Source organism: Arthrobacter sp. 05N429 (assembly GCF_056397045.1).
This window is the reverse complement of record NZ_JBFTMQ010000006.1, coordinates 68,870-80,911: the sequence shown is the minus strand read 5'-3', so window position 1 is coordinate 80,911 and position 12,042 is coordinate 68,870. Positions and strand designations below refer to the sequence as shown.

General features: G+C 66.0%; 11 protein-coding genes. 2 read left to right on the top strand and 9 right to left on the bottom strand.

The window, feature by feature from the left end; all coding sequences use genetic code 11:
- Positions 1–2: 2 nt before the first annotated feature.
- From AC1DF4_RS12300 to AC1DF4_RS12260, 9 genes are all read right to left on the bottom strand, one after another.
- Complete coding sequence (locus AC1DF4_RS12300) at positions 3–1,331, bottom strand: ABC transporter permease (RefSeq protein WP_476913160.1); 1,329 nt, start codon at positions 1,329–1,331, stop codon at positions 3–5.
- Positions 1,328–2,731, bottom strand: a complete 1,404-nt coding sequence (locus tag AC1DF4_RS12295; protein ID WP_476913159.1) for an ABC transporter permease — start codon at positions 2,729–2,731, stop codon at positions 1,328–1,330. The genes AC1DF4_RS12300 and AC1DF4_RS12295 overlap by 4 nt, the downstream gene beginning before the upstream one ends.
- A complete protein-coding gene (locus AC1DF4_RS12290) occupies positions 2,724–4,403 on the bottom strand; it encodes an ABC transporter ATP-binding protein (RefSeq protein WP_476913158.1) in 1,680 nt (559 codons plus the stop codon). Before AC1DF4_RS12290 ends, AC1DF4_RS12295 begins: the two co-directional genes overlap by 8 nt.
- Before the next feature lie 168 nt (positions 4,404–4,571).
- Positions 4,572–5,681, bottom strand: coding sequence for a BMP family lipoprotein (locus AC1DF4_RS12285; protein ID WP_476913157.1), 1,110 nt, complete (start codon positions 5,679–5,681; stop codon positions 4,572–4,574).
- Between the two features lie 270 nt (positions 5,682–5,951).
- On the bottom strand, positions 5,952–6,983 hold the full coding sequence (locus AC1DF4_RS12280; protein WP_476913156.1) for an NADP-dependent oxidoreductase: 1,032 nt from the start codon (positions 6,981–6,983) through the stop codon (positions 5,952–5,954).
- Complete coding sequence (locus AC1DF4_RS12275; RefSeq protein ID WP_476913155.1) at positions 6,980–7,411, bottom strand: organic hydroperoxide resistance protein; 432 nt, start codon at positions 7,409–7,411, stop codon at positions 6,980–6,982. Before AC1DF4_RS12275 ends, AC1DF4_RS12280 begins: the two co-directional genes overlap by 4 nt.
- A 119-nt stretch (positions 7,412–7,530) precedes the next feature.
- Entirely contained in the window at positions 7,531–7,995 is a 465-nt protein-coding gene (locus tag AC1DF4_RS12270) for a MarR family winged helix-turn-helix transcriptional regulator (protein ID WP_476913154.1), read from the bottom strand.
- Between the two features lie 306 nt (positions 7,996–8,301).
- Positions 8,302–9,501: an amidohydrolase gene (locus tag AC1DF4_RS12265; RefSeq protein ID WP_476913153.1), complete on the bottom strand. Its 1,200-nt coding sequence runs from the start codon at positions 9,499–9,501 to the stop codon at positions 8,302–8,304.
- Between the two features lie 134 nt (positions 9,502–9,635).
- Positions 9,636–10,793, bottom strand: a complete 1,158-nt coding sequence (locus AC1DF4_RS12260) for a mannose-1-phosphate guanylyltransferase (protein WP_476913152.1) — start codon at positions 10,791–10,793, stop codon at positions 9,636–9,638.
- 317 nt (positions 10,794–11,110) lie between these two features.
- Between AC1DF4_RS12260 and sdhC the strand changes: the two genes are divergently transcribed.
- Both sdhC and AC1DF4_RS12250 read left to right on the top strand, forming a co-directional pair.
- On the top strand, positions 11,111–11,491 hold the full coding sequence (sdhC, locus tag AC1DF4_RS12255; RefSeq protein WP_082492811.1) for a succinate dehydrogenase, cytochrome b556 subunit: 381 nt from the start codon (positions 11,111–11,113) through the stop codon (positions 11,489–11,491).
- 2 nt (positions 11,492–11,493) lie between these two features.
- Positions 11,494–11,991, top strand: coding sequence for a succinate dehydrogenase hydrophobic membrane anchor subunit (locus AC1DF4_RS12250; protein WP_476913151.1), 498 nt, complete (start codon positions 11,494–11,496; stop codon positions 11,989–11,991).
- Positions 11,992–12,042 lie beyond the last annotated feature (51 nt).

Here is a 12,042-nt window from a genome sequence, read left to right as displayed (position 1 = left end):
GGTCAACCCTTGACGTACGGTATGCCGCTCGCGGCCGGCGGCCGCGACCGGCCGACGAGTCCGGCGACGGCGAACACGGTCACGAGGTACGGCAGCATGGCCATGAACTGGCTCGGCACCGGGGTGCCGATGATCGTCACGATGCTTTGCAGGTTGTCGGCGAAGCCGAACAGCAGCGCGGCGAAGAACGCCCCGATCGGGTTCCAGCGGCCCAAGATCATCGCGGCGAGGGCGATGAAGCCGCGGCCGCCCGAAATCTCCTTCGTGAAGCTGTCGATCGCCACGAGGGTGAAGAACGATCCGCCGATTCCGGCGACGGCGCCGCCGAGCGTGACGTTCCAGAAGCGGGTGGCGTTGACCTTGATGCCCAGCGTGTCGGCGGCCTGCGGGTGTTCACCGACGGAGCGGACCCGGAGGCCCCACTTCGTCTTGAACAGCCCGATCCACACGACAATCACGGCCACGTACATCAGGTAGCCCACGACGGACTGCTTGAAGAGGATGGGGCCGAGGACCGGGATGCTGGACAGGACCGGGATCTCGATGATGGGAAGCCGGCCGGGCGAGTTGAACATTTCCTTGTTCGCCTGCATCACGGTGCTGAACAGGAAGCCGGTGAGGCCCGAGATCAGCACGTTCAGCACCACACCGACGATGATCTGGTTGACCACGTACTTGATGCTGAAGACCGCCAGGACCATCGACACGAGTGCCCCGGCCACAGCGGCGGCAAGCAGGCCCAGATAGGGGTTGTCGGTCATGCTGGCGACGATCGCGGCGGTGAAGGCACCGCCCAGGAGCTGGCCTTCGATGGCGATGTTCACGACGCCGGCGCGTTCGCACAGGACACCGGAGAGGGAACCGAAGACAATCGGCACGGCGAGGGTCACGGACCCGGCGATGAGGCCGGCCAGCGAGATGCTGGGAGTCCTTGCGCCGCCGACGACCCAGATCAGGAAGGCAACGACGAAAACTACGGTGAACACCACCGGCAGCCAGCGCGGAGGCCGCCGGTTCGCTCTAGCCTTCAGGACCAGGGCGTAGCCGGCGAGGCCCACCAGGATCAAGGAGAGGACGATCCCGGACAGGAACGCGGGTAGTTCGATCGCCGGGAGCTGGAAGAAGTCGCCACCGGAGGAAACCCCGAACTTGGCGGTTGCCTGCGGGCCCAGCAAGCCAAAGAAGATGAAAGCGAGCACGGCCAGCACCGACAGCGTGACCGGCAGCTTCCAGGTGACGGGTTTGGCGGACACTGTCTGCTTAGGTTCCTTTGCCTGCTCCGGCTTTCCCTGCGGGCCACCCGGGACGGGCGCTGTTGCTGTTGTGCTCATGCTGCACCTCCGGTGGTTGCTGCCTTCTGGGTCTTGCCGGCGGTTGCGGCCTTCTTCTTGCGCGGGTTCATTCCGAAGATCGCCCGGATCAGCGGCGGCGCCGCGATGAACAGCACGATGAGCGACTGGACCACCAGGACGATGTCGATCGGGGTGCCGGTCTGGATCTGCATCTGGACCGCACCGGCGCGGAAGGCACCGAACAGGATGCCGGCGGCGAACGTGCCCCACGGCGTCGAACGTCCCAGCAGTGCGACGGTGATGGCATCAAAGCCGTACGTTGCCGCAACACCGTCGGTCAGGACCTTTTCGGTGCCCGCCACCTGCGCGACGCCGGCCAGTCCGGCCAGGCCACCGGCCAGGGTCATCACCAGGATGGTGGCGCGGGGGACGTTGATTCCGGCGGTCAGTGCCGCCTTGGGGTTGGCGCCGACGGCGCGGAATTCGAAGCCGATCGTTGACCGGTTCAGCAGCCACGAGACGAACACTGTGGCCGCGATGGCCAGCAGGAAGCCAAGGTGCAGCCGGTACTGGCTGCCGAAGATCTGCGGGTACACCGCGGACGGGTCCAGGATCGGGGAAATCGGGGTGGTCTCTCCCGGCCGCTGGAACAGATCCGTGTCCAGCAGGTAGCGCAGGAAATAGAGGGCGATGTAGTTGAACATGATGGTCACAATGACCTCATGCGCTCCGGTTTTCGCCTTGAGCACACCGACGAGTCCGCCCCAGATGGCACCGCCGACGACGCCGGCGAGCAGGACGAGCAACAGGTGCAGCCCCACCGGCAGGTGCAGCGCGAAGCCCACCCAGGCGGCGAGGATGCCGGCCATGATGATCTGGCCCTGGGCACCGATGTTGAACAGGCCCGCACGGAAGGCCAGGGCGACGCCGAGGCCGGCGGTAATCAGCGGGGTGGCGATGGTGAGGGTCTCCATCAGCGGAGCGAACTGTCCGCCGACGCCACTCCCCCGCGGGTTGAACACCGAGCCCTGGAAAAGCGCGACGTAGGAGCCGGTGGCGGCTGACCAGACGGCGGCGAGGAAGTCTGTGGGCCGGGCAAAGAAGTACGACGACGTGGCCGCCACGACCTTGTCCGTGCTGGCAATGAGCAGCCCGCCGAGGATCAGGGCTAGGAGGACGGCCAGGATGGTCACAATGCCGTTGCCGGTGAAGATCTTGCGCAGCACCGAGTCCGGTTCTTCCGCCCCCGGCAGCGTTCCGCTCTGGGCAGAGACCGGGACAGCCGACGGCCGCATCGCCCCGCCGGCGGTGTCCAGCGTGGTGACGAAATCGGCGTCGTCCTCCAGGGGGTCCTGGGGCTCCCCGGCCGGGGACTGGGTTTTGGGAATCCGGTCCGGATCCGGTTCAGCCGAGTGTCGCGGCTCGTTGTTCTCACTCATGGTCGTCTCCTACGGCGCCGGAGCGGGGCTCCTGCACGGGCTGGGCGGCGGGCGCCTGGTTCGTTGCTTCGGGGTCGGCCGCGTTCTCGGCGGCATTTTCGGCCGGTTGCTCAGCGGGAACTTCTCCGGGATGGGAGGCTGCCTGCTTGCTCGCGGCGTCGGCGAGGGCGTCCTGCGGGGACAGGCCCGCCATCATGAGGCCGAGGACGTCGCGTCCTGTGCCTGCCGGGACGATCCCGACCAGCTTGCCCTTGTAGAGCACTGCGATCCGGTCGGCGAGTTCGATCACCTCGTCCAGTTCTGTGGACACGATCATCACGGGGGTGCCGTGGTCACGCTCCGCGACGATGCGCTTGTGCAGGAACTCGATGGATCCGACGTCCACGCCGCGGGTGGGCTGGGAGGCGATAAAGAGCCGCAGCGGCCGGGAGAGCTCCCGGGCCATCACGACCTTCTGCTGGTTGCCGCCGGAGAGGGTGCCGGCCGCCAGCGAACCCGACGGCGTGCGCACGTCGAACTCGTCGATGCGGGTCTTGGCGTTCTCCAGGACCTTGGCCGGGCTCATGCTGATGCCCTTGGCGAACGGAGCCTTGTCGTAGCGGTCCAGAATCAGGTTTTCGGCGATCGAGAAGGTGCCGATCAGGCCGTCGACCGAGCGGTCTTCGGGCACGAAGCCGACGCCGGAGTTCAGCACGTCCTTAACGCTGCGGCCCAGCAGTTCCTCGCCGTCCAGCAGGATGGAGCCGTGCGCGCGTTCCTGGAGGCCCAGGATGGCCTCTGTCAGTTCCGTCTGGCCGTTGCCCTGGACGCCGGCGACGGCGAGGATCTCGCCGCGTGCGATGTCGAAGCTGATGCCGTCCACAACATGCTGGCCGCTGGGGGCGATCACGGTGAGTTCCTTGACCTGGAAGGTGGTTTCCTGCGGCTTGGCGGGGGCCTTGTCCAGGGTCAGGTTCACGGCGCGGCCCACCATCAGGGAGGCCAGTTCCGTCGTCGAGGCGCCCGGGTCGGCGCTGCCGACCACTTTGCCGCGGCGGATCACCGTGATGGTGTCGGAGACGGCCTTGACCTCACGGAGCTTGTGCGAAATGAAGACGATTGAGGTGCCGTGGCTTTTGAGCTGGCGCATGATGTCCAGCAGCTCATCGGTGTCCTGCGGGGTCAGCACGGCGGTGGGCTCATCGAGGATGAGCACCTTGGCGTCGCGGACCAGGGCTTTGATGATTTCGACGCGCTGCTGCACGCCGACAGGAAGGTCCTCGACCAGGGCGTCCGGGTCGACGTCGAAGCCGTACCGGTCGGAGATCTCCTTGATCTTTCGGCGGGTGTCGTCCAGGTTCAGGAATCCGCCGGCCTTGGTGGTTTCCGCGCCGAGGGCGACGTTTTCGGCAACTGTGAAAACCGGGACCAGCATGAAGTGCTGGTGCACCATGCCAATGCCCGCCGCCATGGCGTCGCCCGGGCCGCGGAAGGTGACGGGTTTGTCGTCGATGAGGATCTGGCCCTCAGTGGGCTCGTACAGTCCATACAGGACGTTCATCAGCGTGGACTTGCCCGCGCCGTTCTCGCCGAGCAGACAGTGAATCTGCCCGGGTTCAACAACCACATCAATGTGATCGTTGGCTACCAGGGAGCCGAAGCGTTTGGTGATCCCCTTGAGTTCAAGTTTCAAAACTCTGACCAATCTCGAAGTGTCCGGCGGTTGGAGCCCGGACGGATGATGGGGCTGCAGAACCAGCGTAGTGCCTGCAGCCGGAAGCGGAGTCAGTCCGCTCAACGAAAAGCGCCACAGCCCGTGCGGTGGATGACCGTACGGGCCGTGGCGCTTAGCTAAAGGAGGTTAGACCTTCGGGCTGGCTGCGGATTCAACCTTCAGCTTGCCGGAGGCAATGTCCTTCTTGATCTGGTCCAGGTCAGACTTGAGCTGGGCCGGGACCTGGGAGTCGAGGTCGTGGAACGGAGCCAGCTGCACGCCGTCGTTCGCGAGGGTGCCAACGTACGGAGTGTTGCTGAACTTGCCTTCCGTGTCTTCCTTCACAACGGTCTCGACGGCTTCGCCCATCAGCTTCATGACGGAGGAGAGCATGATGTCCTTGTAGTCCGGTGCCGTGAGGAAGCCGTCGGAGTCAACCCAGATGAGCTTGACGTCCTTGCCTGCTGCCTTGGCTTCCTTCAGGGCCGCGCCGGCGCCCTTGCCGACCGGTCCTGCGACGGGCATCACGATGTCCGCGCCCTGGTCCAGGAAGTTCTGGGTGAACTGCTTGCCCTTGTCCTGCTTTTCGAAGTCACCCGTGAAGGAGCCGTCCTGCTTGGCCTTGTCCCAGCCAAGAACCTTGACGTCCTTGCCGTTCTTCTCGTTGTAGTACTTGACACCGTCGGCGTAGCCGTCCATGAAGATGGTGACGGTGGGGATCTTGATGCCGCCGAAGGTGGCGACCGTTCCGGTCTTGGTGGTGCCTGCTGCGAGGTAGCCCGCCAGGAAGGCAGCCTGGGCCGTGTCGTAGATGATCGGCTTGACGTTGCTGATCGGGGTCTCGTAGCCGAAGTCGATGATGGCGAAGTGGCTGTTCGGGTTGGCCGTGGCCTGGGACTTGGTGGCGTCGCCGAGCAGGAAGCCGACCGTGACGGTCAGGTTGCAGCCGGCGGTGACCATGGCGCGGAGGTTCGGCTCGAAGTCGTTGTTGGTCTTGGACTCGGCCTGGTTGACCTTGATGCCCAGGTCCTTCTCCGCCTTCTTCAGCCCTTCGTAGGAGGACTGGTTGAACGACTGGTCGTCGAATCCACCCGAGTCGGAGACGATGCAGCCTGTGTAGTTGCTGGCCGTGGCAGACGCGGTGCTGCTGGCCGTCGGGGCGGCCCCGCAACCGGTCAGCAGAAGTGCAGCCGCGCCGGCGGTGGCGACTCCGGCCATTGAACCGCGCTTAAAGGTTGCACGCAGAGAGTTCTTCAATTTTCCTCCAGGAAGAAAGAGTAGGCGCTACGACGGGAGCTCAATGAGTGTCTGTTGGCGGGATTGCCGCTGAAACGCTGTTTTCACTGATGGATTTCGCAGCACTGCGCCGAGGCGCACTGATGCAAGCCACTTTAGTGTCCTGTGACACGTCGAGGTAGCACAGTTCACAGTGATTCCCCAGATTGTTGAGAACTTGTTACCAAGCAGTACAGACAGCAAAGCCCGCACCGGCAATTCCGGTGCGGGCTTTGCTGTGTGCGGACAGGGCTAGAGGCGGACCAGCATCTTGCCGGTGTTGGCGCCGTCGAGGAGATCCATGAAGGCCTGCGGGGCGTTTTCCAGTCCGTCCACGATGGTCTCGTCGTAGCGCACGGTGCCGTCGGCGAGCCAGCCGGACATGGTCCCGACGAACTCGGCCATGTGCTGCCAGTAGCCGCCGACCAGGAATCCCTTGAGGGTCAGCTGCTTGCCGATGGCTTGCATGAGGTTCCGCGGTGCCGGGGTGGGCTCGGTCGAGTTGTACTGCGAGATGGCGCCGCACATGGCCACACGGCCGCCCACGGTGAGAGCCGACAGTGCGGCTTCCAGGTGTTCCCCGCCGACGTTGTCGAAGTACACGTCGATCCCGCGTTCGCCGGCGGCCTCGGCGAGCTGCGCGCCCACCGGGCCGTCGTGGTAGTTGAAGGCCGCGTCGAAGCCGAGCTCCAGCAGCCGTGCCACCTTTTCCGGGGAGCCGGCGCTGCCGATGACACGGGACGCCCCCATGGCCTTGGCGATCTGCCCCACCAGCGAGCCGACTGCACCGGCCGCGCCGGAGACGAAGACGACTTCGCCGGCCTTGAACTCCGCGACTTTCAGGAGGCCTGCGTAGGCGGTCAGGCCGGTCATGCCCAGTGCGCCCAGGAAGGCCTGCGCGGGGGCCAGGTCGGTGCGGGCGGGAGTGGTTGCTCCGGCGTCGAGCACGGCGTAGTTCCGCCAGCCCAGGGAATGGACGACGGCGTCGCCCACCTTACGGTCCGCGGACCGGGACGCGATGACCTCGCCGACGGCGCCGCCGTCGAGAGCGGTGTCCAGGGCAAACGGCTGCGAGTAGGACTTGACGTCGTTCATCCGGCCGCGCATGTAGGGGTCCACGGACATGAAAAGGTTGCGGACCAGGACCTGCCCGTCCTGGAGTTCGGGCAGCGCGGTTTCGGCCAGGCGGAAGTTCTCCGGCACGGGGCGGCCGTGCGGGCGGGACGCCAGCTGGATTTCGCGGGTGGCGGCGGGAAGGGCGGTGGTTTCGGTGCTGGCGCTCATGCGGCGACCTCCAGGATCTTGATGTCGACAGTGATGTTGCCTCGGGTGGCATTGGAATAGGGGCAGACTTCGTGTGCCCTGGCCACGAGGGCCTCCGCCGTCTTTCGGTCCACGGCGGGCAGTGCAATCTCGAGTTCGGCGGCGATGCCGTAGCCGGATCCGTCGCCGAGGGCGCCAAGGTGGATCCGGGCGGCGACGGCGGAATCCGTCAGGTCTGCCTTCGCCTGGCGTCCGACCAGGCGCAGGGCCGAGTGGAAACAGGCCGCGTACCCGGCGGCGAAGAGCTGCTCCGGGTTGGTGCCTGCGCCGTCGCCGCCGAGTTCCACCGGGCTGGCCAGGGCCACGTTGAGCTTTCCGTCCTTGGTGACGGCGGTGCCGTCGCGGCCGTCGCCCGAGGCTAGGGCCTCGGCTGTGTAGAGAGTCTTCATGGGGATCCAATCTGTTGGGAAAATCTGGTGGCCGGCGGCGAGCTCGCGCGCCTCCGGCGATTTCGACGTCGGCGGCTTGCGGCGCAGGGAGCGGGCGGCGCGAGGCTTGAATGGGGGCTCTAGCGGGGGGTGTGCAGCGCGGCGGCGAGCCGACCGAGGGTCTCGCGCAGCTGGTCGAGTTCTGCGGGCGAAAGCCCGGCCGCGTCGGCGAGCCGTTGCGGGATGCCCGTGGCCCGTGCGCTCAACGCTTTCCCGGCCTCGGTGAGGGAGACCTCCACCCGGCGCTCGTCCGCGGCAGACCGACGCCGCTCCACGAAGCCCAGCGCTTCCAGCCGCTTGAGCAGCGGGGAGAGCGTGCCGGAGTCGAGGCCCAGCTCCTCCCCCAGTTCGCGGACGCTGCGCGGATCCTCCTCCCAGAGCACCAGCATCACCAGGTACTGCGGGTAGGTCAGGCCCAGCTCGTCAAGCATCGGCCGGTAGGCGGCGGTGGCGGCCCGTGAGGCGGAGTACATCGCGAAGCACAGCTGCCTGTTCAGGCGCGGGGCCCCGGGGCCGGCAGGGCTGGCTCCTTCTTGCGTGGTCATGGACCCAGCGTACCGCACAACTGAATTGTGCACAATTCAGTTGTGCACAACCTAATAGCCCAACCTGTAGCCTCGCCTCCGACGTGCAAGGGGCTAATGCCGCAGGCCCCCGCCGGACTTCCCCAGGTTCGCAAGGCGCCGACGGCGTGTCCGCCCGCACCGCCGGCGCGTCCCGGCGTCGTGCCGGCAAAGGCGGGGAAGCTCAGCGCGGCGGCCTGCCCCGGAGTGGAGGAGTGAGCAGAAGGAACACTCGGAGCCGATACATCGGCGGCCCGCGGAGGCCAGAGTCGCGGGTAGCTGCAGGAGCTAGAGGTCGCGGATGGTGCGAAGGGCTGCGGCGGTGAGGACCTGGATGCCGAGGCCAAGGGCGCGTTCGTCCAGGATGTAGTCGCCGCGGTGCAGGTCGTACTCCTCGCCGCCGGGGGTCTTGGTGCCGAGGCGCATCATGGCGCCGGGGAGGTCCGCGAGGAACCAGGCGAAGTCCTCGCCGCCCATGGACTGCGGCGTCAGGACCACTGAACTCTCGCCGATTTCGGCGCGGGCCGCGGCTTCGATCAGGGCGGTCTCGTGTTCTGAATTCACCACGGGAGGCACGCCGCGGGTGTGTTCCAGGTGCACGTCGACGCCGTAGGGTGCCGCGATCTGCTGCACCACTTCGTCGAGGATCTTGCCGGCGCTGTGCCAGGCGTCGCGGTCCAGGCAGCGCATGGTCCCTGCCATGTAGCCGCTGGCCGGGATGGCGTTGGGGGCGGAGCCGGCGGAGATGTGGCCCCAGACCACCGAGACGCCGCTGCGGACGTCGACGCGGCGGGACAGTACCGCCGGAACGTTAACAGCGATCTGTGCCAGGGCGAATACGAGCTCTTCGGTCAGGTGGGGGCGTGAGGTGTGGCCGCCGCGGCCGGTCAGTTCGATTTTGATGGTGTCCGACGCCGAGGTGATGGCACCGATCCGGGTACCGATCTTGCCCACGTCGATCCGGGGGTCGCAGTGCAGTGCCAGGATCCGGGGAACACCCTCAAGGACGCCCTGCTCGATGCAGCTCTGGGCTCCGCCGGGCATGGTTTCCTCGGCCGGCTGGAAGATGATCCGGACGGAACCGCGCAGCGGCGACACCTCGTGCATCCTCTGCAGGACCAGGGCGGCGCCGAGCATGGTCGCCGTGTGCACGTCGTGGCCGCAGGCGTGGGTGACACCGTGGTTCTTCGAAGCGAACGGCAGGCCGGTTTCCTCGATGATGGGCAGGGCGTCAATATCGCCGCGCAGGGCGGTGGCGATCGGACCATCCCCGATGTCGACTGTCAGGCCCGTCCCTTCGAGGCGCCGGGGTTTGAGACCCGCGTCCTCGAGGCGCTTTGCGAGTTTGTCCGTGGTCCGGAATTCCTTGAAGGAGAGTTCCGGGTGTGCGTGCAGGTCCCGCCGGAAAGCGATCAGCTCCGGCAGCAGGGGCTCGAGCCACGGTCCCACCAGCGTGGTGGGCTCAGCTTCAGTTGAGTAGTTGCGCACAGAATAACTCTAGCGAGCGCAGAAAAAATAGCGGCATCGCGTACGGCGCGTTACGGATCGCGAAACACTTCCGGCGCCCCCGGTAGGGCCGAAGGGCCCGGAGGACGCCGGAAAACGAGCGGACGTCAAAATAACTAGAGGACGTCCGTGTCGCCGCTGGCCTTCAGGGCATCAACGGCCTGCTTCACGCGCTGGGAGTGTTCCTTGTGCATTACGAGCAAGGCATCGGGAGTGTCCACCACGACCACGTCTTTGATCCCGATCAGCGCAATCACGCGCTTGGTGTCGGAGACCACCACCCCGCTGGCGTCCTCGGTGAAGACGCGTGCGCCGTCGCCGATCACGGTGACGTCCTTGACTTCCTTGGCGCTGTTGAGCCGGCCTACCGAGGCGAAGTCCCCGACGTCGTCCCAGCGGAAGGTGCCGGGCACGACGGCGACGTCGCCGGCGGCGGCGGCGGGTTCGGCCACGGCGTAGTCAATCGCGATCTTGGGCAGGGTGGGCCAGACGCGGGCCTTGACCTCGTCGCGCTGCGGGGTGTCCCAAGCCCGGGCGATCTCCTGGACCCCGGCGAAGAGCTCGGGCTGGTTGGCTTCGAGGTGCTTGAGCATCAGCGAGACGGGAGCCACGAACATGCCGGCGTTCCAGACGTATTCGCCACTATCGAGGTACTCCTGGGCGACCTCTTCGCTGGGCTTCTCCACAAATTCGACGACAGCCTGGGCGCTGGGCGCTCCGCCCACGCCGAGGTTCTTCCCGGCCCGGATGTAGCCGAAGCCGGTGGAGGGGTGCGTGGGCTTGATGCCGATCGTGACGATCTTGCCGGCCGCGGCCGCGTGGATGGCCTCCCGGACGGCGTCATGGAAGAGTCCGTCGGGGCTGATCACCTGGTCCGCCGCGAAGGAGCCCATGATGGTGTCCGGATCGCGCTCGTGCAGGATGGCCGCGGCCAAACCGATGGCTGCGCCGGAGTCCTTGGGCTCGCTCTCCAGCACCAGGTCCGCTTCGTCAATCTCCGGAAGCTGGCGGCAGACCGCGTCGCGGTGGGCCATGCCCGTCACTACGAGCATGTGTTTGCCGGCGAGCGGCTCGAGCCGGTCGTAGGTGGACCTCAGCAGGGTGCTGCCCGAGCCCGTGAGGTCGTGAAGGAACTTGGGGGCTGCTGCCCGCGACAGAGGCCAAAGGCGGGTCCCCACGCCGCCGGCCGGAATCACCGCAATAAACCGGTCCAGGGCCGAGCCTTGGGCCGAATGCTGCGGAGAGTCCTGGCGTGTCACTTTGTCTGTAGTCATCACCGCTACTTTAGCCGAACGTGGTGCACCCGTCCTTGATTCAGTGGCGTACGCCGCACCGGAACGTGTAACCCGACAGGGCAACCGGGCGGGTGCACCCCAGCCCAGGGGAGGCCGCCGGGCGACTACGGAATGTGGCGTTAGTCTCAAAACTCGGGCAAAACCCCGCCGGGGCGCCGTCACCGACCGGTGGCTGAATTGAATAAGCTGTAAGCGAAGCCTAGATTTAGGCTTGAGCTTACGAGTGCTCTCGCAGCAGGCGTTCCCCCCGCGTGGATCCCATGCCAGCGCCGCTGTGTTGCAGGGAGGTTTATTCAGTGCCGACAAAACCAGCTGGCACCTTGTACCGCGGCCGTGAAGGCATGTGGTCCTGGGTTGGACATCGCATTACCGGTGTAGTGATCTTTTTCTTCTTGTTGGTCCACGTGCTGGACACCTCATTGGTGCGTGTGTCCCCCGAGGCCTACACCGCCGTGATCGGCGCCTACAAGAACCCCCTGATGGCCCTGGGTGAAACGGGCCTTGTCGCAGCGATCGTGTTCCACGCCTTTAACGGCCTGCGGATCATCGCCGTCGACTTCTGGAAGAAGGGCGCTAAGTACCAGCGCCAGATGCTGTGGACGGTGCTGATTCTCTGGGCAGTCGTCATGGTGGGCTTCTCCATCCGCCACCTTTCCCTCGCCCTTGGAGGTCACTAGCCATGAGTGCAACTGAAATTCAGAGCCCGCGCAGTGCAAAGGCGCCCAGCGCAAAGGTAGGCAGCAACCGGATTGCACCGCAGTACCGCCGCAACGGCAGTTCCAAAGGGAACTTCGAAATGCTCGCATGGCTCTTCATGCGGCTTTCCGGCGTCGTCCTCGTGGTCCTTATCTTCGGACACCTGACCGTCAACCTGCTGGTGGGCGAAGGCATCCACGCGATCGACTTCGGTTTCGTGGCCGGCAAGTGGGCCGACCCGTTCTGGCAGATCTGGGACCTGGCCATGCTGTGGCTCGCAATGCTGCACGGCACCAACGGTGTCCGCACCATCATCAACGACTACGCCGAAAAGGACGCCACGCGTCTGTGGCTGAAGATCGTGCTCTACGCAGCCACCACCGTCATCATCATCCTCGGCACCCTGGTCATCTTCACCTTTGACCCGTGCCCCGTGGTCAACGGCGTCCAGCTGCCCGGCGGGTTCTGCCCCGCGCCGTAGCGGCGCAGCCCTTGAGGCAACCGATCCCTGCCTGCCCCGTGCAGGCCACGG